Here is a 22,970-nt window from a genome sequence, read left to right as displayed (position 1 = left end):
CGTACAGGCTGCGTTTAGTCGCATACTGCGCGGCTTGAATTCTCCCGGTTCTATGGAAAATCCTGCATGAAACGTACGCCCCACTTGCTTGCGATCCAGTCCCATGTGGTTTTCGGCCACGCCGGTAACAGCGCTGCGGTATTTCCCATGCAACGGGTGGGGGTGAATGTCTGGCCCTTGAATACGGTGCAGTTTTCCAACCACACCCAGTATGGCCAATGGGCCGGGGAAGTGCTGGCGCCGCGGCAGATTCCCGAGCTGGTGGAAGGCATTGCCGCTATCGGCGAGCTGGGCAACTGCGACGCGATCCTGTCCGGCTACCTGGGCAGCGCGGCCCAGGGCCGGGCGATCCTCAGCGGCGTGGCACGGATCAAGGCGGTCAACCCCAAGGCCTTGTACCTGTGCGACCCGGTAATGGGCCATCCGGAGAAGGGCTGCATCGTGCCGGAGGAGGTCAGCGACTTCCTCCTGGACGAAGCCGTGGCCATGGCGGATTTCCTTTGCCCCAACCAGCTGGAGCTGGACAGCTTCTGCGGGCGCAAGCCGCAATCGTTGTTCGATTGCCTGGCCATGGCTCGCTCGCTGCTGGAAAGAGGCCCCAAGGCGGTGCTGGTCAAGCACCTGGACTACCCGGGCAAGCTGGCCGACGGCTTCGAGATGCTGCTGGTGACCGCCGACGGCAGCTGGCACCTGCGGCGCCCGCTGCTGGCTTTCCCACGCCAGCCGGTGGGGGTCGGCGACCTGACTTCGGGCCTGTTCCTGGCCCGGGTGCTGCTGGGCGACAGCCTGGTAGCGGCCTTCGAGTTCACTGCCGCAGCGGTGCATGAAGTGCTGCTGGAAACCCAGGCCTGCGCCAGCTACGAGCTGGAGCTGGTGCGGGCCCAGGACCGTATCGCCCACCCCCGGGTGCGCTTCGAGGCCGTGCCGATCGGTGTCTGAGCGGCCTTTGCCTCAGGCCTGTTCGGAGAATTGCACGGTCGGTGCCGGCTGGCGAAAGCCTCGGGTATGCACCGCCAGGTAGCCCAGGCCCAGGGCGAACCAGGCCAGGCCGATGCCCAGGGTCAGGGCCGAGAGGCTGGTCCAGAGCCAGGCGATCAGGCCGAAGCCGATCAATGGCAAGAGGCCGTAGCGCAACAGCTGCCCGGCGCTGCGCGGCTGGCCTTGGCCCAGGTAGCTCTTGATCACGGCCAGGTTGACCACCGAAAACGCCACCAGGGCACCGAAGCTGATCATCGATGCCAGGGTGGTCAGGTCGACCACCACCGCCAACAGGGACACCAGCGACACCAGGACAATGGCCGTCACGGGCGTCTTGTAGCGCACCGACAAGGTGCCGAACACCCGCCTGGGCAGGATGCCGTCGCGGCCCATGCTGAACAGGATGCGCGAGACCGAGGCCTGGGATGCCAGGGCGGACCCGGCAGCCCCGGCCACGTAGGTCGCGGTGAAGAATATTTCCAGGAAGCGCCCGCCAGTGTGCAGCATGACTTCGCTGGCCGCCGATTCGGCATCCTTGAACTGGCTGCCGGGCAACGCCAGCTGGCTGGCCATGGCCAGCAGGATGAACAGCAGGCCAGCGCCCAGGGTGGTGATGAGGATTGCCCGGGGGATATCCCGGCGTGGATCGCGGGTTTCCTCGGCCAGGGTCGACACGGCGTCAAAGCCCAGGAATGACAGGCACAACACCGCGGCTCCGGCCATCAGCGGCAACAGGCCGGACTGGCTGCCGTCGCCGATCCAGGGGGCGCTCAGGTCCAGGCTCGGGGCGCCTGCCAGCTGACGCAGGACCATGGCCAGGAACACCACCACGAACACCATTTGAGCGCAGACGATCAGGTTGCTCATGCTCGATACCGAACCGATGCCACGGATGTTCAGCAGCGTCACCAGGCCGATGGTCGCGACCACGAATACCCAGGCCGGCACGGCAGGGAAGGCCAGGTTGAGAAACAGGCCGATCACCAGGTAATTGATCATCGGCAGGAACAGGTAGTCGAGCAGCAGCGACCAGCCGGCCAGAAAGCCGATGCCAGGGCCGAAACTCAAGCTGGCGTAGGAGTAGGCCGAACCGGCAATCGGGTACTTCCTGACCATCACGCTGTAGGAGCGCGCCGTGAAGATCATCGCCAGGAGAGTGATCACGTAGGCGGCAGCGGTGCGTCCGCCGGTCATCTGGGTAACCACGCCGTAGGTGGTGAAGACGGTGAGCGGCACCATGTACACCAGGCCGAAGAACACCAGGGCCGGCAAGCCGAGGATGCGGCGCAGCGAGGTGCCTTGGGCGCTGTGGGTGAAATCGCCGGGCACGCCATCGCTGGGGGCCGGGAGGGGACTGCTGGACAGGGGATTGGCGCTGGGCATTGTTATTGTTCTCACGCGTTCGGTGGCTCGAAGGCTCCCGGCGGGGAGCGTGCGTTTGTGCCTTGCCCGATGATTCTGGCAGCCGCTGTCTGGCCGGTATAACTCTCTATGTGGTCAAAAAGGGATCGATATGGCCATTCGGGATGACCGCAAAGACAGCCTGTAAAGGCATTGGAGGGGCGCGAGGAGGCGGGAAGGGTGGGGCAAGGGACCGTCCATGGTCCTGCTGGATCAGGTTGCCAGCCTTGGACTCAAGGGCCGTCGGCCTTGATTTCCCGGTAGCGCTTTTCCAGCTCCTGGCGGATCTGCCGGCGCTGCTGGGCCTGGATATAGCGGCGCTTGCCATCGGCGGTTTCCGGTTGCAGCGGCGGAACCGGGGCCGGTTTGCGCTGATCGTCCATCGCCACCATGGTGAAGAAGCAGCTATTGGTATGGCGCACGGAGCGCTCCTGGATATTCTCGGTCACCACCTTGATACCCACCTCCATGGAGGTGTTGCCGGTGTAGTTGACCGAGGCCAGGAAGGTCACCAGCTCGCCGACATGCACCGGCTCGCGGAAGATCACCTGGTCCACCGACAGGGTCACCACGTAGCGACCGGCATAGCGGCTGGCGCAGGCATAGGCGACTTCGTCGAGGTACTTGAGCAGGGTGCCACCGTGGACATTGCCAGAGAAGTTGGCCATGTCGGGGGTCATCAGTACTGTCATCGACAGTTGGGCGTTTCCGGGTTCCATAGCACGCTCACGGGTCAGGGCAGGGGTTGCTGGAGCACCTCTGCGGGTGCTGGGTCCAAAGACTTTTCAAACCATCGATAACGGGACGCCGGTCTGTGCCGCGCCGTCACGCTCCGGTGGATCTGTTTCCATATATTGCACTGCCTTCCGCCTGGAAGTCGCAGTGTTACCCTGCAAAACACCCGTTCCAGGGGTTTTTCATCGCTCTTGTAGAGCACTTTCTTTCGACCGATCGGACCTTTCTTTTTCAGGGATCTCTGACAAGGCAGCGACTGACGCCAGCGCAGGCGGCTTTTCAAACGCTCTCCCCGAGGATGGCCCCCGTCCAACATTCAAGGAGAACCTAGGTCATGCATGCCATCAGTTTCATTCAGGACCTGGCCGTGATCATGCTGGTCGCGGGTGTGGTGACCGTTCTCTTCCATCGATTCAAGCAGCCGGTGGTGCTGGGCTATATCGCCGCGGGCTTCATCATCGGGCCCCATACCCCGCCTTTCGGGCTGATCCACGACGAGCAGACCATCAAGACCCTGGCCGAGCTCGGGGTGATCTTCCTGATGTTCTGCCTGGGGCTGGAGTTCAGCCTGCGCAAGCTATTCAAGGTGGGCGCCACAGCGTTCATCGCGGCGTTCCTGGAAATCGTCCTGATGATCTGGATCGGCTACGAGATCGGCCGCTGGTTCGACTGGAGCACCATGGATTCGCTGTTCCTCGGGGCGATCCTGGCCATCTCTTCCACCACCATCATCGTCAAGGCGCTCAACGACCTGAAGATGAAGAACGAACGCTTCGCCCAGCTGATCTTCGGCGTGCTGATCGTCGAGGACATCCTGGGGATCGGCATCATCGCCCTGCTATCGAGCATCGCGGTCAGCGGCACGGTGAGTTCCGGCGAGGTGTTTTCCACGGTAGGCAAGCTTTCACTGTTCATGATCGTGGCGCTGGTGATCGGCATCCTGCTGGTGCCGCGCCTGTTGGCCTACGTGGCGAAGTTCGACAGCAACGAGATGCTGCTGATCACCGTGCTGGGCCTGTGCTTCGGATTCTGCCTGCTGGTGGTACGCCTGGAGTACAGCATGGTGCTGGGGGCGTTCCTGATCGGCGCGATCATGGCCGAGTCCCGTCAGTTGCTGAAGATCGAACGCTTGATCGAACCGGTTCGCGACCTGTTCAGCGCCATTTTCTTCGTGGCCATCGGCCTGATGATCGATCCGCAGATTCTCCTCCAGTACGCCTGGCCAATCGCGGTGATCACCGTGGCGGTGGTATTGGGCAAGATGTTGTCCTGCGGGATGGGCGCCTTCATCGCGGGTAACGATGGACGTACGTCGTTGCGAGTAGGGATGGGGCTGTCACAGATTGGCGAGTTTTCATTCATCATCGCCGCCCTTGGCATGACCTTGCAGGTCACCAGCGACTTCCTCTATCCCGTGGCGGTGGCGGTTTCGGCCATTACCACCTTGCTCACCCCCTACCTGATCAAGGCCGCCGACCCGCTGTCGTTGAAGCTGTCGGCGGTGCTGCCCAAGCGGCTGAGCCGGGTGCTGGGAATGTACGGCGAGTGGTTGCGCAGTATTCAGCCCCAGGGCGAGGGCGCGCTGTTGGCGTCGATGATCCGCAAGATCCTGCTGCAGGTAGGGGTGAACCTGGCCCTGGTGGTGGCGATCTTCTTTTCCGGCAGCTATTTCTCCGGGCGTATTGGCGTTTATCTACAAGATTGGATCAGCGACCCAGGCCGGCAAAAGGCGCTGATCTGGGGTGGGGCCTTGCTGTTGTCGCTGCCGTTCCTGATCGCCGCCTATCGCAAGCTCAAGGCACTGTCGATGCTGTTGGCAGAGATGGGGGTCAAGGCGGAAATGGCCGGGCGTCATACCCAGCGGGTGCGACGAGTGATCGCCGAGGTGATCCCGATCCTGTCGTTGCTGGTTATTTTCCTGCTGTTGGCGGCGTTGTCGGCAAGCATCCTGCCGACCCTGGAGCTGCTGGTACTGGTGGCCGTGGTGGCGGCGGCCGTGGCTGCGGTGCTGTGGCGCTGGTTCATTCGCGTACATACACGGATGCAGGTGGCGTTGATCGAGACTTTCGACCAGAGCAAGGACGGTGGAGGGCACTGAGCTTGTCGATCGCCAGCAGGGTACTGGCGAATGCTCCGACGCCGCGACCGGGGAGGTCGCGGCCTGGTTGCCTCAGCTTTCCAGCCAGACGTCCCTCGCCCAGTGCCACACCGATTCCCAGGAGTCCTCGGTGATCAGCTCTTCTTCGCCGGACCACAGCACTACGGTGCCGTCTTCTTCTACGCAGTAGTAGTCGTCGCCATCCTGGCAGATCGGAATCAATTCCCGAGGTACGCCCATGTCCCAGGCGGTGGCCGCCACTTCTGGAAGGTAGGTATGGGATTGCGGGTCGGTAACGGTTACCGGTTCCAGGCTGCCGTAGACCACATCGCTGACCGTCAACAGGAACTCTTTGAAGACGAACGGGATATTGATGAACAGTTGTTCCTCGATTTCCACCAGCAGGTCTTCGTCCGGCAGTTCCAGGGGAACGGGCACCGGTTCGTTGGCTTCTCGGAGTTGTTCGATGACTTCTTCCACGGCCTGGGTCCTCTTAGCTCTATGGCACGTTTGGTTGACGGCGGTTTATACAGTAGCTCGCTATAAGTGCAATCGTGAAATGCAAAACCCCGACCTGAGTCGGGGTTTTTGCATTACAGCTGTGACAGCAGAATGAATCAGCCGTTCTGGCGGATACCTGCCACCAGCCAAGGCTGGTTGTCGCCCGGGGCGCGTTCCATGTTCCAGCTTTCGCTGAACACTTCGCCCTGGTCGAAGCGCGAGGTCTTCGAAACACCACTGAAGGTCAGGGTGGCGATGGTCTTGTCGGCACGATCGTCCACGCCTTCGAGCTGCACTTGCAGGTTGTCGATGTAGGTCGACTGGAAGCCGTCGCCCAGGTCGGCACGTTCCTGCTTGAGGAATTGCAGCATCTGCGGGGTCACGAACTCGGCGATCTTGTCCATTTCATTGGCGTCCCAGTGTTGCTGCAGGGACTGGAAGTGGTTGCGCGCCGCTTCGATGAAGCGTTCTTCGTTGAACCAGGCCGGAGCGTTGATCACCGGGCGGGCAGCAGGGGCTGCGGAGCCGCCGAAGATCGAACCGCCAGCCGGTGCCTGGGGCTGGAAGGCTTCGCGTTGCATGGGGGCGTGGCCGGCCGGAGCGAATTGCTCCTGTTGCTTGCGGCGACGAGCGGCAATGAAGCGGAAGATCACGAACGCGATGACCGCCATGATCAGGATGTCGAAGATCTGCATGCCCTGGAAGCCGCCGCCCATGAACATGGAGGCCAGCAGGCCGCCTGCGGCGATACCGGCCAGGGGGCCGAGCCAGCGCGAAGCACCGCCGGCCTTGGCTGCTGCACCCGCGGCACCGGCTGCACCAGCAGTGGCGGCAGCGGCAGGAGCGCCCGGAGCGGTGGGTGCCGCCTGGCGAGCCTGGTGGGTCGGGGCAGCGCCGGCGCTTTTGCCGCCACCGAAGCGCTTGGCATTGGCGTCGAGGCTCATCGTCAAGCCGATGCACAGCGCCATGGCGATGCTAAGAAAACGTTTCATAAAGGGTATTCCCATTTGTGGATGGCACGCGCGCCATATTGCACAGGTGAAGTGTCAGTGGCGAGCGGCATAATGTTTCGGGCTTTTGCCTGACAGGCCTGGTTCAGTCCCATCTGAAATCATGCTCGCCGATGTGGTTTTGCCTGGGGGAAGCCGCTTTGGTTTCCTTCCAGGACCTTCAGCGCCGTAGTGCCAGCACTACCACGCCGGCAGTGATCAGGCCGATCCCGCCCCATTGCCGCAGGTCGAGTTTCTCCCCTAGCAGTGTCACGCCGATGATCGCGACGAACACCACGCTGAGCTTGTCCACCGGCGCCACCAGCGAGGCGGGGCCCAGCTTGAGGGCGCGGTAGTAGCACAGCCAGGAAGCCCCTGTGGCCAGCCCGGACAGCAGCAGGAACAGGTAGCTCTTGGTAGAAATCGATTCCAGGGACTGATATTGGCCCGTTGCGTACAAAATCAAGGCCAGGCTCACCAGCACCACCCCTGTGCGCAACAGGGTGGCGAAGTCGGAATTGACGTTCTCGATGCCGACTTTGCCGAAGATCGCCGTCAATGCGGCGAAAATTGCCGACAGTAACGCCCAGAATGTCCACGACGAAAAAAAGCCTGAACCCATGCTCGTGCTTCCTTTTGGCGGTTTGGGCCCGGCTTGCCGATGAAGGGCAGGGGCGCCTTCACCGACAAGCCGGCTGCTGCTGGGAGATTAGATGGCTTCCAGCTTGGCGTAGCCAAGCATCAGCCATTTGCTGCCTTCGCTGAAGTTGACCTGGACCCGGGCCTGGGCTCCGGCGCCCTCGAAGTTGAGGATCACGCCGTCGCCGAACACCGAGTGGCGCACGGCCTGGCCAAGGCTCAGGCCGGTGTCCGGGATGGCGCTGCCGCTGAACAGGCTGCTGGTGCTCTGGGACTGGCCACCACCGAAAGGCCGGCTGACGCTGTTGGACAGGCGTACTTCCTGGATAAGCCCCTTGGGCACTTCACGTACGAAACGCGACACCTTGTTGTAGGTTTCACTGCCGTACAGGCGACGGGTTTCGGCGTAGGTCATGACCAGGTTCTGCATGGCCCGGGTGATACCGACATAGGCCAGGCGGCGTTCTTCCTCCAGGCGGCCCGGCTCTTCCAGGCTCATCTTGTGGGGGAACAGGCCTTCTTCCATGCCCACCAGGAACACATAGGGGAATTCCAGGCCCTTGGCGCTGTGCAGGGTCATCAGCTGGATGCTGTCTTCGTGCTCGTCGGCCTGGGCATCGCCGGCTTCCAGGGACGCATGGCCGAGGAAGGCCGCCAGGGGCGTCAGGTCCTCGTCTTCCTCGGTGTTCTCGAAGTTGCGCGCGGCGCTGACCAGTTCCTCGAGGTTTTCCACCCGGGCCTGGCCTTTCTCGCCTTTTTCCGCTTCGTGATAGGCAATCAGCCCCGACTGCTCGATCACCGTCTGGGTCATCAGGTGCAGGGGCATGTCCAGGGTCTTGGCCGCCAGGTTCTCGATCAGCTCGATGAACGCGCCAAGGGCACCGGCCGCCCGACCGGTCAGGCCTTTATTGGCCACCAGTTGGCGCATGGCTTCCCACATCGATACATCGCTGTGGCGGGCATGCTCGCGGATCGCCTCGACGGTCTTTTCGCCGATGCCCCGGGCCGGGACGTTGATCACTCGCTCCAGCGCTGCGTCGTTGCCGCGGCCTTCCAGCAGGCGCAGGTAGGCCATGGCGTTCTTGATCTCGGCACGCTCGAAGAAGCGCTGGCCGCCATAGATGCGGTACGGGATGCGTTCGCGCAGCAAGGCTTCCTCCAGCACCCGGGACTGGGCGTTGGAGCGGTAGAGAATGGCGATATCGCTGCGGGCCAGGCCGGTCTTGAGCGCGCTCTCGATGGTTTCCACCACGTAGCGGGCTTCATCGTGCTCGTTGAAGGCGGCATACAGGTTGATGGCCTCGCCATCGCCGCCGTCGGTCCACAGTTCCTTGCCCAGGCGCCCGGTATTGTTGGCGATCAGGGCGTTGGCGGCCTTGAGGATGCCGGCGGTGGAGCGGTAGTTCTGCTCCAGGCGGATCACTTCGGTGTCCGGGAAGTCGTCGGAGTACTGGTGGATGTTCTCGATCTTCGCCCCGCGCCAGCCGTAGATCGACTGGTCGTCGTCGCCCACCACCATCAGGCTTTTGCCACCCTTGGCCAGCAATCGCAACCAGGCGTACTGCACGGCGTTGGTGTCCTGGAACTCGTCCACCAGCACATGGCGGAAACGCTTCTGGTAGTGCGCCAGCAAGCCCGGATGGTCGCGCCACAGGTCCAGGGCGCGCAGCAGCAGCTCGGAGAAGTCGATGACTCCCGCACGCTGGCAGGCGGCCTCGTAGGCTTCGTAGATGCTGCGCATGGTGGCCAGGAACAGGTCGCCACTGGCCTGGATGTGCTGCGGGCGCAGGCCCTCGTCTTTCTGGCCGTTGATGAACCACTGGGCCTGGCGGGCCGGCCAGCGCTGTTCATCCAGGCCCAGCTCGCGGATCACCCGCTTGACCAGGCGTTGCTGGTCGTCGCTGTCGAGGATCTGGAAGGTCTGGCTCAGGCCGGCCTCCTGCCAGTGGGCCCGCAGCAGGCGGTGGGCCAGGCCGTGGAAGGTGCCGACCCACATGCCCGCGGGGTTGATGCCCAGCAATTGCTCGATACGGTGGCGCATCTCGGCCGCCGCCTTGTTGGTGAAGGTCACCGACAGGATCGAGTGGGGCGAGGCGTTCTCGACCTGGATCAGCCAGGCGATACGGTGCACCAGCACACGGGTTTTGCCGGAACCAGCGCCGGCCAGGACCAACTGACGACCCAGGGAGGCCGCTACGGCCTGGCGTTGGGCGTCGTTGAGGGAATTCAACAGGAGGGAGAGATCATCGCGCATCGGCGCATTCTAGGGGCGCGCGCCACCCCGGGCAAACCCGGCTTTGCATTAGCCGATAAAACAACCGTGAGGGACGACTGGCTGGTCACGAGCCGCAGCCATTGGCGCTTCTCGCCTGGACGCTTTGCAGAGCGATCTTGCGAGGATTTGTTTTATCGATTTTATGACTTGGGGCAGTTTGGCTCGCGCCTTTGCTTGTGTATGCTCCGGCGACGTTTCAGGCTCAACCATTATAAGAACACTGCCTATGACACCTATTTCCGACCTGTCGGGGCCTTTCATGGAGCCCCGGGTCATCCGCCAGCACTACGCCGTCGAGATTGCAGTGGAGCGCACGCGCCTGCTGTATCAAGGGTCGTTGTTGCCGACGCTGTTCATGCTGCTCAACGGCCTGGTCTGTACCTGGCTGCTCTGGAGCCCCTCGCGTTATCTGCTGCTCAGCGTGTGGATGGTCTGGTTGCTGGCCCTGGTGGCCTTGCGCGTGATCCAGGTGGCAGCCTTCGATTCGGCGATTCCCAGCCGGCAGGCGCAACCGGTCTGGCTGCGCATGTTCCTGCTGGGGTCCACGGTCAGTGGCTTGACCCTGGCCTGTGCAGGCATCGCCCTGGTGCCCACCGATAGCTTCCTGCAGCAGTCCTGGGTCTTCGGTTTGATTGGCGCGGCGATCCTTTCCGCCAGCGTGGCCTATGCCGTCAGCCTGAAGGCCTTCCTGTCATTCACCCTTCCTTGCCTGTTGCCAGCGATCGCCTACCTGTTCTGGGGCGGCGATGAACAGCAGCGCGGCTGGGGCTGGCTGGGATTGATCCTGCTGGCCTCATTGAGTGTCGTGGCCTGGCAGGTCAATCGCCTGATCCAACGCGGCCTGCTACGGCGTTTCCAGAACCAGGCGCTGATCGAGCACTTGCAGGATGCCCAAAGTCGCAGCGGGCAACTCAATCGCGAACTGGCCCGGGAGGTGGAGCAGCGCCGGCGTGCCGAGGAGCAACTGCGCGAGGCCCAGGCCGGGCTGGAGCAGCGAGTGGTCCAGCGCAGCCTGGAGCTGGACGCCGCCAACCAGGCCCTGAGCAAGAGCGAGGCGCGCCTGGCCCTGGCGCTCAATGCCAGTGAGCTGGGGTTGTGGGACTGGAACCTGCAGACCGATGAAGTCCATCACACCCAGATCAAGGAGCTGTTCGGCCTGGAGCCGGAAGGGGTCACGGCGATGCTCAGCCACCTGAAGCCGCGCCTGCACCCGGAGGACCTGCCCACGCTGAGGCGCGCCCTGGTGGAGCATTTGAAGGGGCGCAGCGAGGATTACCAGGTGGAGTACCGAGTGCTGCATGGTGCCGGCCACTGGGTATGGATCGAGGATCGCGGGCGGGCCGTGGAGCGCGGCCCCGACGGCCGGGTCCTGCGCATGGCCGGCACGCGTCGCGATATCAGTGCCGACAAGGAACTGGAGGTACAACGCAACCTGGCGGCCACCGTGTTCGAGGCGGCCAGCGAGGGCATTGTCATCCTCGACCCCGATTACGTGCTGATCGCGGCCAACCAGGCATTCAGCCAGGTCACCGGCTTCCAGATCGAGGACATGCTCGGCTGCAACGTGGTGGAGTTGCCCTGCAGCCGCGATGCCCGGCGCCATTACCCCTTGATCCACCAGGCCCTGGAACAGCACGGCAGCTGGCAGGGCGAGCTGGTGGAAACCCGCAAGAACGGCGAGCTCTATCCGCAGTGGCTGCAACTGAACGTGGTGCGTGACAGGCGGGGGAAAGTCCGCCATATCGTGGGTTTCTTCGCCGATCTTTCGGCTCGAAGGGAGTCCGAGGAGCGCATGCGCTACCTCACGCACTATGACGAGCTCACCGGGCTGGCCAACCGCTCGCTGTTTCGCGAACGCTTGCGCGAAGCCCACCAGCGGGTGCGCCAGGGTGGACGTAGCCTGGCCCTGCTGCACATCAACCTGGATCGCTTCAAGCTGCTCAATGACAGCCTGGGCCATGAGGTGGCCGACCAACTGCTGCAGAAAATGGCCCGCCGCCTGGTCAACGCCCTGCCGGAGGCCGACACCATCGCCCGTTTGTCCGGGGATGAGTTTGCTGTGCTGTTCGATGCCTACGGCAGCCTGTCGAGCCTGACCCGCGTCGCCACGCGGTTGCTGAGCAAGTTGCGCCTGCCAATCACCGTAGAGGGCCATGAACTGGTGGTCAGTGCCTCCATGGGCATCAGCATGCTGCCGGACAGCGCCCGGGAGATCGCCGCCCTGGTGAGCCAGGCGAACATGGCCATGGCCCATGCCAAGCACTTGGGGGGCAACAACTTCCAGTTCTATACCGAGAGTTTGCAAGCCAGCACCCTGGAGCGCCTGCAACTGGAGAACCAGTTGCGCAAGGCCATCGAGGATGACCAGTTGATGGTGTTCTATCAGCCCAAGCTGTGCCTGGCTACGGGGCGACTCAATGCCGCCGAGGCCCTGGTGCGTTGGGAGCACCCGATCCTGGGACGGGTACCACCAGGGGACTTCATCGGGTTGGCCGAGGAGACCGGGCTGATCGGCCCCATCGGCGAGTTCGTGCTGCGCCAGGCTTGTCGCCAGGCCTGCCAGTGGCAGCGCCAGGGGCTGGAGCCGATCCGGGTCTCGGTGAACCTCTCGGTGTACCAGTTGCGCCAGGGCAAGCTGGTGAGCCTGGTGCGCCAGGTGCTGGAGGAAACCGGGCTGGAGCCACACCTGCTCGAACTGGAGCTGACCGAAAGCCAGTTGCTCGACAGTGTCGAGCACATCATCGCGACCTTCCAGCAACTGCGTGACCTGGGGGTCAAGCTGGCGATCGACGACTTTGGCACGGGCTATTCCTCCCTGAGCTACCTCAAGCGCATCCCGGTGGACTACGTGAAGATCGACCAGGCCTTCATCCGTGGCCTGGCAGAGGGCGGTGAAGATGCGGCCATTACCCGGGCGATCATTGCCATGGCCCACGGCTTGTCCTTGAAGGTGGTGGCCGAGGGGGTCGAGGAACCGGCCCAGTTGGCCTTCCTGCGGGCCGAACAGTGTGACGAAGTGCAGGGCTACCTGATCAGCCGCCCGGTGGACGCCCAAGGCCTTGCGTTGCTGTTGCAGGCCCAGTCGCGCTAGTGCCGGCATTCCCCGCCAAAACGGCTACATGCAGCGTACCCGGCTGAATATGGGGGGTAGCCAGGCAACTTCCTGATGCATTGAGCAGGCAAAAAGCCAATTCATGTAGTATAACTACAAGCTTGCTACATCTCCCGGCACCTGCCGATAACAATGAGTCCCAGCCCTTGAACCTGTTGCAGCACATCGCCCAGTCACGTCATCTGTTACGCAAATCGGAACTCAAGGTCGCCGATCACGTGCTCCTCGATCCTGCGGCCGTAATGCACAGCTCCATGGCGGACCTGGCTCATAGTGTGGGTATCAGCGAGCCGACCATCGTGCGCTTCTGCCGGGCCATCGGCTGCTCGGGGTTCCAGGACCTGAAGCTCAAGCTGGCGCAGAGCCTTGCCGCCGGTGCCAGCTTTGGCCAGTTCGCGATCCATGAAGACGATTCGGTCGCCGACTACAGCCTGAAGATCTTCGACACCACCCTGCACACCCTGATGGAGGTTCGCGAGAAGCTCGACCCGGTGGAGTTGCAGCGTGCCGTCACCCTCATGTCCCAGGCCCAGCGCGTGGAGTTCTACGGCTTTGGCGCTTCCGGCGCCGTGGCGGCGGACGCCCAGCACAAGTTCTTCCGCCTGCTGCTGACGGCGGCGGCGTATTCCGACCCGCACATGCAGGCCATGTCGGCGGTCACCCTCAAACCCTCGGACGTCGCGATCTGCATCTCCCAGTCCGGGCGCTCCAAGGATCTGCTGATCACCGCCAACCTGGTGCGTGAAAGCGGCGCCAACCTGATCACCCTGTGCCCGAGCCAGACGCCGCTGGCCGAATTGTCCACGGTCAACCTGGCCATCGACGTGCACGAGGACACCGAGATCTATACCCCGCTGACCTCGCGCATCGCCCACCTGGTGGTGATCGACGTCCTGGCCATGGGCGTGGCGATGGCCCGCGGCCCGAGCCTGGTCAACCACCTCAAGAGCGTGAAGCGCAGCTTGCGCAGCCTGCGCCTGTCGCCCAAGGCGGTCAAAGCCCTGGACGACTGATAGGGGCGCGGGGAGCCTGCGTCTTCACCCGAAGTGGCCTGGCGACCGTTCAGGCAACTTTCACATCCCTGTAATGGGCCCGCCGCCAAACCGTAACCGCCGATCGCCATCGTGAAGCCTCCGTACTCGCATTGGGAGACTCGAAATGGCCCGGCCTTACGAAGAGAGCAGCAGCGCAGTCAAGACCCGTCGTCAGCAGGAAGACCAACGCCGCATGGAATTTCGCCGTGCGATCGAGCACCGCTTCGAACTGCGTCGCCTGCAACAGGAAATCAACGACTACCCCGAGCAGGATGCCGTCAATTACTGGCAGGCCGCTCCGGCAGCTTCCCGTCAAACCGCCCAACCAGCCCGCTGATCTGCACCCGTTCGCTGCGGATAAACCCCAGGAACGCATGCGCTACCGGTGACAGGCGTTTGGCTTTGGCCTGCACCAGGCACCAGCTGCGAAGCAATGGCAGCTCTTCGACCGGCAATTCGATCAAGCCGCCGGTCGCCAACTCAAGGTTCAGGGCGTGGCGCGTCAACAAGGCCACGCCCAGGCCTGCCCGGACACACTCGCGTTGCGCTTCTGCCGACGACACTTCGAGGATCTGGGTGAAGTGCACGCGCTTCTCCTTGAAGTACTCCTCGCAGGCCAGGCGAGTGCCGGAGCCCTGTTCGCGCAGTACCAGGGTGTAGGGCTCCAGGTCTTGCAAGCGCAGGGCTCCCATATGGCTCAGGGGGTGGTCCGGGGGCGCCACGGCGACGATCGGGTTGTTCAGGAATGGCAGGAATTCCAGCTCCATGTCCTGGGGCACCATGGACATGATCACCAGGTCGTCGCGGTTGTCGGAAAGGCGGCGGATCACCTGGGCGCGGTTGACCACGGTCAGCTGCAGGTGGACTTCCGGGTGCTGACGCTTGAAGGCGGCGAACAGGTGCGGCACGAAGTACTTGGCGCTGGACTCCACGGCCAGCTTGAGCTGGCCTTGCAGCGAACCCTGCATGTCGGAGAGCTGCATGTCGAGGTTCTCCAGGCGCCCGAAGATGTCCCGGCTGGCCCGTTGCAGGGCTTCGGCGGCTTCGGTCATGTAGAGCTTCTTGCCGACATAGTCGAACAGCGGCTGGCCGATCAGCTCCTCGAGCTGGCGGATCTGCAGGCTGACCGCCGGCTGGGTCAGGGACATTTCCTCGGCGGCCCGGCTGTAGGAGCGTAGATCGCAGACTTCGTTGAAGATCTGCAGCTGGCGCAATGTCAGGCGCATCAAGGATTTACGCATGCTTCAAGGGCTCGCACCGGGGCTGGAGGCAAAACTATAAGTCTTTACTTATGGTTGTCCCAATAATTATTGATTTTTGTTAATCCCTTCGCGGAGCTAGTGTGTCGCTGCGACTGACTTGAAACATTTGGTCACGCGCCGACTCGGTCTAGCGGGTCGTTTGTTTCAACGGCTCAAGGGAAACTCCAAGTGATAAAAAAGATCCTGATTGCCAACCGTGGTGAGATTGCCGTACGAATCGTGCGTGCCTGCGCCGAGATGGGCATCCGTTCGGTGGCGATCTTCTCCGATGCCGACCGCCATGCGCTGCACGTCAAGCGCGCGGATGAAGCCCACAGCATCGGTGCCGAACCGCTGGCCGGTTACCTCAATCCACGCAAGCTGGTGAACCTGGCGGTGGAAACCGGCTGCGATGCCTTGCATCCCGGCTATGGCTTTCTTTCGGAGAACGCCGAACTGGCGGACATCTGCGCCGAACGTGGAATCAAATTCATAGGCCCGGCCGCGGAAGTGATCCGCCGCATGGGCGACAAGACCGAAGCCCGCCGCAGCATGATCAAGGCTGGCGTGCCGGTGACCCCGGGCACCGAGGGTAACGTCGCCGACATCCACGAAGCCCTGCGTGAAGGCGACCGCATCGGTTATCCGGTGATGCTCAAGGCCACCTCCGGCGGTGGCGGCCGTGGTATCCGTCGCTGCAACAGCCGCGAGGAACTGGAACAGAACTTCCCCCGGGTGATCTCCGAGGCCACCAAGGCCTTCGGTTCGGCGGAAGTGTTCCTGGAAAAATGCATCGTCAATCCCAAGCACATCGAGGCACAGATCCTCGGTGACAGCTTCGGCAACGTGGTCCACCTGTTCGAGCGCGACTGCTCGATCCAGCGCCGCAACCAGAAACTCATCGAGATCGCCCCGAGCCCGCAGCTGACCCCCGAGCAGCGCGCCTACATCGGCGACCTGGCGGTGCGTGCGGCCAAGGCGGTGAACTACGAGAACGCAGGCACCGTGGAGTTCCTGCTCGCCGATGGCGAGGTGTACTTCATGGAGATGAACACCCGAGTGCAGGTGGAACACACCATCACCGAGGAAATCACCGGCATCGACATCGTCCGCGAGCAGATCCGCATCGCCTCGGGCCTGCCGCTTTCGGTCAAGCAGGAAGACATCCACCACCGTGGCTACGCGTTGCAGTTCCGGATCAACGCCGAAGACCCGAAGAACAACTTCCTGCCCAGCTTCGGCAAGATCACCCGTTACTACGCCCCCGGCGGCCCGGGCGTGCGCACCGACACGGCGATCTACACCGGCTACACCATTCCGCCGTTCTACGACTCCATGTGCCTGAAGCTGGTGGTTTGGGCGCTGACCTGGGAAGAAGCCATGGACCGCGGCCTGCGAGCCCTGGACGACATGCGCCTGCAGGGGGTGAAGACCACCGCGGCGTACTACCAGGAAATCCTGCGCAATCCGGAATTCCGTAGCGGGCAGTTCAATACCAGCTTCGTCGAAAGCCACCCGGAACTGACCAACTACTCGATCAAGCGCAAACCCGAAGAGCTGGCCCTGGCCATCGCCGCCGCCATCGCCGCCCACGCAGGCCTATGAATGCAGCCGCAAGCTGCGAGCCACAAGCGACAGGACAAAGCAGACCGGCTTTGTCTTGGAGCTTGCAGCCTGAAGCTTGTCGCTAAGAGGAGATAAGAATGTCCAAGAAGATCTTTGTTACCGACACCATCCTGCGTGACGCCCACCAGTCCTTGCTGGCTACCCGCATGCGCACCGAAGACATGCTGCCGATCTGCGACAAGCTCGACAAAGTCGGCTACTGGTCGCTGGAGGTCTGGGGCGGCGCGACTTTCGACGCCTGCGTGCGCTTCCTCAAGGAAGACCCGTGGGAACGCCTGCGCCAGCTGCGTGCGGCACTGCCCAACACTCGCCTGCAAATGCTCCTGCGCGGCCAGAACCTGCTGGGCTACCGCCACTACAGCGACGACGTGGTCAAGGCCTTCGTGGCCAAGGCCGCGGTCAACGGCATCGACGTGTTCCGTATCTTCGACGCCATGAACGATGTGCGTAACCTGCGCGTGGCCATCGAAGCAGTGAAGGCCGCCGGCAAGCACGCCCAGGGCACCATCGCCTACACCACCAGCCCGGTGCACACCATCAAGGCCTTCGTGGCCCAGGCCAAGCAGATGGAAGCCATGGGGTGCGACTCGGTGGCGATCAAGGACATGGCCGGCCTGCTGACGCCGTTCGCCACTGGCGAGCTGGTCAAGGCGCTGAAGGCCGAGCAGTCGCTGCCGGTGTTCATCCATTCCCACGACACCGCCGGCCTGGCCGCCATGTGCCAGCTCAAGGCCGTGGAAAACGGCGCCGACCATATCGACACCGCCATCTCCAGCTTCGCCTGGGGTACCAGCCACCCGGGCACCGAGTCCATGGTCGCGGCCCTCAAGGGCAGCGAGTTCGACACCGGCCTGGACCTGGAGCTGTTGCAGGAGATCGGCCTGTACTTCTACGCCGTGCGCAAGAAGTACCACCAGTTCGAAAGTGAATTCACCGCGGTGGACACCCGGGTGCAGGTCAACCAGGTACCGGGCGGGATGATTTCCAACCTGGCCAACCAGCTCAAGGAGCAGGGCGCCCTCAACCGCATGAACGAAGTGCTGGCGGAGATCCCGCGGGTGCGTCACGACCTGGGCTACCCGCCGCTGGTGACCCCGACTTCGCAGATCGTCGGCACCCAGGCGTTCTTCAACGTGCTGGCCGGCGAGCGCTACAAGACCATCACCAACGAAGTGAAGCTCTACCTGCAAGGCGGGTACGGCAAGGCCCCGGGTGAGGTCGACGAGAAGCTACGGCGCCAGGCCATCGGCAGCGAAGAAGTGATCGACGTGCGCCCGGCCGACCTGCTGAAGCCGGAAATGACCAAGCTGCGCGGTGAGATCGGCGCATTGGCCAAGTCCGAGGAAGACGTGCTGACCTATGCGATGTTCCCGGACATCGGCCGCAAGTTCCTCGAGGAACGTGAAGCCGGGACCCTGGTGCCGGAAGTCCTGCTGCCGATCCCCGAGGCCGGTGGCGTCAGCAAGCCGGGCGGCGAGGGCGTGCCGACCGAATTCGTCATCGACGTCCACGGCGAGACCTACCGCGTCGACATCACCGGTGTCGGCGTCAAGGCCGAAGGCAAGCGCCACTTCTACCTGTCCATCGACGGCATGCCGGAAGAAGTGGTGTTCGAGCCCCTCAACGAGTTCGTCGGCGGCGGCAGCAGCAAGCGCAAGCAAGCCTCTGCACCCGGCCATGTCAGCACCACCATGCCGGGCAATATCGTCGATGTACTGGTCAAGGAAGGCGACGTGGTCAAGGCCGGCCAGGCCGTGCTGATCACCGAAGCCATGAAGATGGAGACCGAAGTCCAGGCGGCCATCGCCGGCAAGGTCGTGGCCATCCACGTGGCCAAGGGCGACCGGGTCAACCCGGGCGAGATCCTGATCGAGATCGAAGGCTGATCCACGGCCTTCATCTGTAACGCTTTACCTCGGGGAGGCTACGGCCTCCCTTTTTTTTTGCCTGGATTTCCTGGAACTGGCTGCCTGCCGTCGCGCTTGCGACCCTGCAGGCAGCCTGTGGCAGGTTCAGAAACTCATCTGCCACTGGCCCATCCAGCCATGGTTGCGGCTGTTGCTGCCGAACTCGCCGTTGTATCCAACGCTCAGGGTGTGCCGGGCGGAAAGCCCGATATCCAGCCCGGCCTCGACCATCAGGCTGTCACGGTCCAGGGCACTGCCTTCGACCTTGAAGTCATCGCTGCCCAGCACGAAGGACTGACTGGTATCGCTTTCCAGCTCGCCGTAGGTATGGCGCCAGCCAAGGCTGGCCCGTGGCGTCAGGCTGATACCGTTCTGCAGTTGCTGCAGGTGGGCCAGGCGTACGCCGAAGGTGCTGCTGAAATTATCCTGGTTCTGTTCATTCACGATCAGCGAGGCCGGGCCACCTTTCTCGGTGTAGCGGTCACGGTGGTAGCGCTGGTAGCCCAGGTTGGCGAACGGCTCCACATTCAACCGGCCGCTGCCCAGGGTGTAGCCCAGTTCGACGAAAGCCTGTTGGCTGCTGGCGTCGTAGCTGCCCTTGGGCCTGTCGCTGAAACGGTCGAATTCGACGCTGCGCTTGTTATCGCCGTCATGCCGGCTGTATGCCGCGCCCAGGCGCAGGGCCAGGGGACCATCCTGGCGCATGGCATAGGCGCCGATGTGCCAGCTGTGCAGCTTGCCGTCGAGGTCGCGGTTGCTCAGGTCGGTTTTCGAATAACCTCCGAGGATCCCCAGGCGCCACGCCGAGGACAACGACCAGTCCACTCCTAGCACGCTACCGCTGGTACGTTGCTCGAGGCCGGGGTTGCCGTGCTCGCCGTCGAGCTTGCCGTAGCCGCCCAGGGCTTGCAGCCATACCCGCCCACGAGCGTTGGGGTCGTTCAGGTTCCGTGCACTGCCGGGCACGCTGTTAGCGGCCAGGGTCGGGGTCTGCGTCGGGTCGAGCCCAGCCAGCAGGCCGGCGCCACTGCCCAGCTGCCGCATGGTCGCGAGCATGCTGCTACCCACCTGCGAGCTGGCGTTGAGGGTGGCGATACCGAGGTTGGCGTTGCCACTGCCCGCCAGTTTTTCAATGGCCAGGCCGGCACTGCTTTCGCTGGTCAGAAGCAGGGCGTTATAGACGCTGTTCTCAATGTAAGGGCGGGGGAACCAGGGGCCGAAAACCGGGTCCCTGGGCCAGCCTCTCCAATCTCTCCAGCCGATGGAGTCGATGGCCTCCACCGCCCTGGCGCCATTGGCGGTGCGGGCGTATTCGGTGAAGCTCACGCTGTTGCGGGTGAGGCTCAGGTCCACGGTGTTCTGGCCATAGGTCAGGACTGGGTCGAGGAAGGCATAACCAAGCAGGAGGTCCGATTTGAAGGTACCGGTGATACTGCCAGCCTCCAATAACCGATATTGGCTGTGCCACGGGAATTGGTTCTGCCACGGATTTGGATTGCCGTAGTCAGGAGTGATCAGCAGCGATGCGCCGCTGAGATTGGCATTGCCACTGACCCTCACCGTGCCGACGCCTCCGGTAGCGTGGGGGGAGGCGACCCAGGTGGAGCCGCTGCCCATGACCAGGTTGCCATTGACCTGCGGCCCACCCAGCTCCTTGCTGGTTTGCAGGGTGCCGTTGACTGTCAGGTTGCCACTCGTACCGCTCCCGCGATACTGCGCATTTTGATCGACCAGGACATCGCCGGCGATGCCGCCCTGGTTGGTCAATGTTGCATAACGGAAGACGTGGGCACCTTCGTTGAAGTCGCCTTTGCCGGTCAGTGTCCACTGGCCTTGGCGAACTTCCAGTACCTGGAAGTTGCGGCTGTCGCCAAAGTTGCCGTCGCCGTAACTGTAGCTTTCACCCATGACGAGGGTGTTGTGGCCAGAACCGCCATCCACCAGGCCCTCGAAGCGACTGCCGGATTGAAGGCGCAAGATGTCGTCACCACCGCCCATATCCAGGGCAACGCCATTACTGCCACTGATCAGGCCGCCGTTAATGACTTCGTCATTGAAATCGCCAACGAACTTGACTCCAAAACCATCCAGGCCCTGGATGATGCCGTAGTTGTAGACCCGCGAGGCAGCAAGCGCCGAACCGCCATTGCCATCATCGATCAGAACGCCGTTGTTGGCGCCACTGATAACACCGATAGGTCTATCAACGGTTTTCGGATAACCATAGTTGCTGAGTGTGAGCCCTCCTCCAGATGAAATACCTTCGCTGGTGTTAGCTCTGCCGTACTTGTTCACTCCACTGGCAGCCGTTCCCTGGATAGTCCCTTCGTTCCAGATGCTCCCGCCCTTGTCGAGCCTGATGCCATCGCCATCTGCATTGGACAGCGAGCCGCTAGTACCTCCAGAGATGACGCCGCCAATGTAGTTATAAACATCGGCATGGGCCTCGCTGAAGACGCCCGTACCGTCGTGGCCGGTAATAGCTCCTTTGTTGCTGATCCGTACGTCCTTGCCAATGGTTACGCCGTTACGGCCGCCGGATATCTCTCCCAGGTTATAGATCTGGCCATTGGTGCCCGAGTCCATGATGATTGCATCGGCATGGCTGGACTGGATCACCCCGTCCTTCTGGTTAGTGACTGCGGTCTGGTAGTGGAGTGTGTTGTAGCCGCTCAGGTTGATGCCGGCCCCGTTCAGCGAAGTGATAGTTCCGGAGTTCTGAATATTGATAGGGGCGCCCCCTGAGGGCTGGTTACTGATCCGGATCGCGTCTTCGGCCCCCTGGATCTGCCCGTCTGGGTTGTTCCTTAATGTGTAGGAGCCGTACCAGGTATTATTGGAACCGGGAATGCCCAAGTCGATCGCGCGACCCTGGGTGGAAGTGATCTGTCCTGAGTTCTCGATATTCCACCAATACGACCGGTATTGGTTATTCAGGTCTAGCGCTGTGCCGCTAACCGTAATGCTGCCTGTATTGGTAACTGTGACCTTTTGGTCATAGTCCGGTTTGGGCGTCTGAGTGACCGGGCTGTCGATCAGGAGTTCTGCCTGTACCGGGGCCGTCAGCCCGCTGGCGATGGTCAAGGCGATACTCAATGCAAGGCGATGGCGCGCAAAAAACATAGAAGAAGTCCCTTTCCAGAAGCGCGCTATCCTCCTATGTAGCGGTTTGCTATTACAAGGGGCAACAGCGTTGCCGCCGGTTATATTTCATCCAGCCCCCTCCGGCCCCCGGGCATCGACGTTAGCGGTACCGTCCATGGCCCGAGGGTATGGCGCTCAAGCTACTCCCGGCACTGCGCCAGGCTCCTCAACTGCCCGTGCGGGCCCTGGTTGGCATCGCCCAGCCACTGCTCGAAACCCTTGGCGATGGCCGGCCATTCCGAGTCCAGGATCGAGAACCAGGCGGTGTCGCGGTTCTGCCCCTTGGCCACCATGTGCTGGCGGAACACGCCCTCGAAACTGAAGCCCAGGCGCTCGGCCGCATAGCGCGAGCGGGCGTTGGCGTTGTTGCACTTCCATTCCAGGCGCCGGTAACCCATGGCGAAGGCCTCCCGGGCCAGCAAGTACACCGCCTCGGTGCTCTTGGGCGAGCGCTGCATCGGTGCGCCGAAGGTCACGTGGCCGATCTCGATGCGGCCGTGGGCCGGGACGATGGACATCAGGCTGAGCACTCCCTGGGCCTGGCCTGTGGCGAGATCGATCACGGTGAAGAAGTACGGGTCGCTGCTTCGTTCATGCCCCGCCAGCCAGGTATCGAAGGCCGGGCGCTCGGGGTAGGGGCCGTAGGGCAGGAAGTCCCAGAGCACGGGGTCGGCGTCCGGGCCTTGAAGGGCCTGGAACAGCTCATCGCCATGGCGCGCCAGGTCGAGTTTCTCCAGGCGGATGAAGCGCCCTTGCAAGAGGGTGGCCGAAGGGGCAGGGGCGCCTTGCCAATCGGTGAGGGAGGTCGACATTCAATGACTCCTGGGCAGGTTCACAGAGGTTTGCGGAACTGGATGAAGCCTGGGCGTTCGGCGATGCGCTCGTAGAGCTGGATGGCCGTGGTGTTGGTTTCGTGGGTCAGCCAGTGGACCTTGGCGCAGCCGTCCTGCTTGGCCTGGGTGTAGACGAACTCGATCAGCTTGCGACCGACTCCGGTGCCGCGCTGTTGCGGGGCCACCAACAAGTCTTGCAGGTAGCAGGCGTTCTCGATGCTCCAGTTGGAGCGATGGTAAATGAAATGCACCAGGCCCACGGCGTGTTCGCCATCCCAGGCCAGGGCGGCATGGGTCGGCTCGCGGGTATCCAGCAAGCGCTGCCAGGTGCTCTGGGTCACGGCATCCGCCAGCTCGGTTTCGTAGAACCGCAGGTAGGCCTGCCACAGGGGCAGCCAGGCGGCGTGGTCGGCGGCGGTGACGGGACGGATCTGGATCTGGCTCATGAAGGCTCCTT

General features: G+C 62.9%; 17 protein-coding genes. 7 read left to right on the top strand and 10 right to left on the bottom strand.

Going from position 1 to position 22,970, the window contains the following annotated elements; translation table 11 throughout:
- The first annotated feature begins 66 nt into the window (after positions 1-66).
- Complete coding sequence (gene pdxY / locus ATY02_RS00675; RefSeq protein ID WP_068578380.1) at positions 67-939, top strand: pyridoxal kinase PdxY; 873 nt, start codon at positions 67-69, stop codon at positions 937-939.
- 12 nt (positions 940-951) lie between these two features.
- Here the strand turns inward: pdxY and ATY02_RS00670 are convergent, their stop codons facing one another.
- Both ATY02_RS00670 and ATY02_RS00665 read right to left on the bottom strand, forming a co-directional pair.
- Complete coding sequence (locus ATY02_RS00670; RefSeq protein WP_068578382.1) at positions 952-2,361, bottom strand: APC family permease; 1,410 nt, start codon at positions 2,359-2,361, stop codon at positions 952-954.
- 251 nt (positions 2,362-2,612) lie between these two features.
- Positions 2,613-3,098, bottom strand: coding sequence for an acyl-CoA thioesterase (locus tag ATY02_RS00665; RefSeq protein ID WP_068578385.1), 486 nt, complete (start codon positions 3,096-3,098; stop codon positions 2,613-2,615).
- A gap of 350 nt (positions 3,099-3,448) precedes the next feature.
- Here ATY02_RS00665 and ATY02_RS00660 point away from each other — a divergent pair, with 350 nt between their 5' ends.
- Complete coding sequence (locus ATY02_RS00660) at positions 3,449-5,212, top strand: cation:proton antiporter (RefSeq protein WP_068578387.1); 1,764 nt, start codon at positions 3,449-3,451, stop codon at positions 5,210-5,212.
- A 72-nt stretch (positions 5,213-5,284) separates the two neighbouring features.
- On the opposite strand, the gene ATY02_RS00655 is transcribed toward ATY02_RS00660, so the two are convergent.
- From ATY02_RS00655 to uvrD, 4 genes are all read right to left on the bottom strand, one after another.
- Positions 5,285-5,692 carry an SMI1/KNR4 family protein gene (locus ATY02_RS00655; protein ID WP_068578389.1) on the bottom strand — a complete coding sequence of 136 codons (408 nt, stop codon included), beginning with the start codon at positions 5,690-5,692 and terminating at the stop codon, positions 5,285-5,287.
- Between the two features lie 137 nt (positions 5,693-5,829).
- Positions 5,830-6,705, bottom strand: coding sequence for a Tim44 domain-containing protein (locus ATY02_RS00650; RefSeq protein ID WP_068578391.1), 876 nt, complete (start codon positions 6,703-6,705; stop codon positions 5,830-5,832).
- 178 nt (positions 6,706-6,883) lie between these two features.
- The gene (locus tag ATY02_RS00645) at positions 6,884-7,324 is read right to left on the bottom strand and encodes an EamA family transporter (RefSeq protein WP_068578394.1); all 441 of its coding nucleotides are present in this window, start codon (positions 7,322-7,324) and stop codon (positions 6,884-6,886) included.
- 87 nt (positions 7,325-7,411) lie between these two features.
- A complete protein-coding gene (gene uvrD, locus ATY02_RS00640) occupies positions 7,412-9,595 on the bottom strand; it encodes a DNA helicase II (protein ID WP_068578396.1) in 2,184 nt (727 codons plus the stop codon).
- A gap of 247 nt (positions 9,596-9,842) precedes the next feature.
- Here uvrD and ATY02_RS00635 point away from each other — a divergent pair, with 247 nt between their 5' ends.
- From ATY02_RS00635 to ATY02_RS00625, 3 genes are all read left to right on the top strand, one after another.
- Positions 9,843-12,707: an EAL domain-containing protein gene (locus ATY02_RS00635; RefSeq protein ID WP_068578398.1), complete on the top strand. Its 2,865-nt coding sequence runs from the start codon at positions 9,843-9,845 to the stop codon at positions 12,705-12,707.
- Positions 12,708-12,874: 167 nt separating this feature from the next.
- A complete protein-coding gene (gene hexR, locus ATY02_RS00630; protein ID WP_068578401.1) occupies positions 12,875-13,741 on the top strand; it encodes a transcriptional regulator HexR in 867 nt (288 codons plus the stop codon).
- Between the two features lie 145 nt (positions 13,742-13,886).
- On the top strand, positions 13,887-14,099 hold the full coding sequence (locus ATY02_RS00625; protein ID WP_068578403.1) for a PA3496 family putative envelope integrity protein: 213 nt from the start codon (positions 13,887-13,889) through the stop codon (positions 14,097-14,099).
- Here the strand turns inward: ATY02_RS00625 and ATY02_RS00620 are convergent.
- Complete coding sequence (locus tag ATY02_RS00620) at positions 14,041-15,003, bottom strand: LysR family transcriptional regulator (protein ID WP_068578405.1); 963 nt, start codon at positions 15,001-15,003, stop codon at positions 14,041-14,043. The two genes, ATY02_RS00625 and ATY02_RS00620, sit on opposite strands and share 59 nt — an antisense overlap.
- A 189-nt stretch (positions 15,004-15,192) precedes the next feature.
- Here ATY02_RS00620 and ATY02_RS00615 point away from each other — a divergent pair, with 189 nt between their 5' ends.
- On the top strand, positions 15,193-16,608 hold the full coding sequence (locus ATY02_RS00615; protein ID WP_068578407.1) for an acetyl-CoA carboxylase biotin carboxylase subunit: 1,416 nt from the start codon (positions 15,193-15,195) through the stop codon (positions 16,606-16,608).
- 98 nt (positions 16,609-16,706) lie between these two features.
- On the top strand, positions 16,707-18,515 hold the full coding sequence (oadA, locus tag ATY02_RS00610) for a sodium-extruding oxaloacetate decarboxylase subunit alpha (protein WP_068578409.1): 1,809 nt from the start codon (positions 16,707-16,709) through the stop codon (positions 18,513-18,515).
- Between the two features lie 126 nt (positions 18,516-18,641).
- Here the strand turns inward: oadA and ATY02_RS00605 are convergent, their stop codons facing one another.
- The 3 genes from ATY02_RS00605 to ATY02_RS00595 all read right to left on the bottom strand — a co-directional run bounded on the left by ATY02_RS00605 (position 18,642) and on the right by ATY02_RS00595 (position 22,959).
- Complete coding sequence (locus ATY02_RS00605; RefSeq protein WP_068578411.1) at positions 18,642-21,659, bottom strand: autotransporter outer membrane beta-barrel domain-containing protein; 3,018 nt, start codon at positions 21,657-21,659, stop codon at positions 18,642-18,644.
- A gap of 161 nt (positions 21,660-21,820) precedes the next feature.
- Positions 21,821-22,492, bottom strand: a complete 672-nt coding sequence (locus tag ATY02_RS00600; RefSeq protein WP_068578413.1) for a GNAT family N-acetyltransferase — start codon at positions 22,490-22,492, stop codon at positions 21,821-21,823.
- A 20-nt stretch (positions 22,493-22,512) separates the two neighbouring features.
- Positions 22,513-22,959, bottom strand: coding sequence for a GNAT family N-acetyltransferase (locus ATY02_RS00595; RefSeq protein WP_068578415.1), 447 nt, complete (start codon positions 22,957-22,959; stop codon positions 22,513-22,515).
- Positions 22,960-22,970: the final 11 nt, after the last annotated feature.

It is taken from the genome of Pseudomonas sp. BIOMIG1BAC (assembly GCF_001705995.2).
Classification (GTDB): Bacteria; Pseudomonadota; Gammaproteobacteria; order Pseudomonadales; family Pseudomonadaceae; genus Aquipseudomonas; species Aquipseudomonas sessilinigenes.
The sequence above is the reverse complement of the archived record's forward strand: the minus strand, read 5'-3'. Positions and strand labels throughout refer to the sequence as shown.

Coding starts and splice junctions, on each gene's coding strand:
- pdxY (WP_068578380.1), top strand. CDS start 67: ATGAAACGTACGCCCCACTTGCTTGCGATCCAGTCCCATGTGGTTTTC.
- ATY02_RS00670 (WP_068578382.1), bottom strand. CDS start 2,361: ATGCCCAGCGCCAATCCCCTGTCCAGCAGTCCCCTCCCGGCCCCCAGC.
- ATY02_RS00665 (WP_068578385.1), bottom strand. CDS start 3,098: ATGGAACCCGGAAACGCCCAACTGTCGATGACAGTACTGATGACCCCC.
- ATY02_RS00660 (WP_068578387.1), top strand. CDS start 3,449: ATGCATGCCATCAGTTTCATTCAGGACCTGGCCGTGATCATGCTGGTC.
- ATY02_RS00650 (WP_068578391.1), bottom strand. CDS start 6,705: ATGAAACGTTTTCTTAGCATCGCCATGGCGCTGTGCATCGGCTTGACG.
- ATY02_RS00645 (WP_068578394.1), bottom strand. CDS start 7,324: ATGGGTTCAGGCTTTTTTTCGTCGTGGACATTCTGGGCGTTACTGTCG.
- uvrD (WP_068578396.1), bottom strand. CDS start 9,595: ATGCGCGATGATCTCTCCCTCCTGTTGAATTCCCTCAACGACGCCCAA.
- ATY02_RS00635 (WP_068578398.1), top strand. CDS start 9,843: ATGACACCTATTTCCGACCTGTCGGGGCCTTTCATGGAGCCCCGGGTC.
- ATY02_RS00625 (WP_068578403.1), top strand. CDS start 13,887: ATGGCCCGGCCTTACGAAGAGAGCAGCAGCGCAGTCAAGACCCGTCGT.
- ATY02_RS00620 (WP_068578405.1), bottom strand. CDS start 15,003: ATGCGTAAATCCTTGATGCGCCTGACATTGCGCCAGCTGCAGATCTTC.
- oadA (WP_068578409.1), top strand. CDS start 16,707: ATGTCCAAGAAGATCTTTGTTACCGACACCATCCTGCGTGACGCCCAC.
- ATY02_RS00605 (WP_068578411.1), bottom strand. CDS start 21,659: ATGTTTTTTGCGCGCCATCGCCTTGCATTGAGTATCGCCTTGACCATC.
- ATY02_RS00600 (WP_068578413.1), bottom strand. CDS start 22,492: ATGTCGACCTCCCTCACCGATTGGCAAGGCGCCCCTGCCCCTTCGGCC.
- ATY02_RS00595 (WP_068578415.1), bottom strand. CDS start 22,959: ATGAGCCAGATCCAGATCCGTCCCGTCACCGCCGCCGACCACGCCGCC.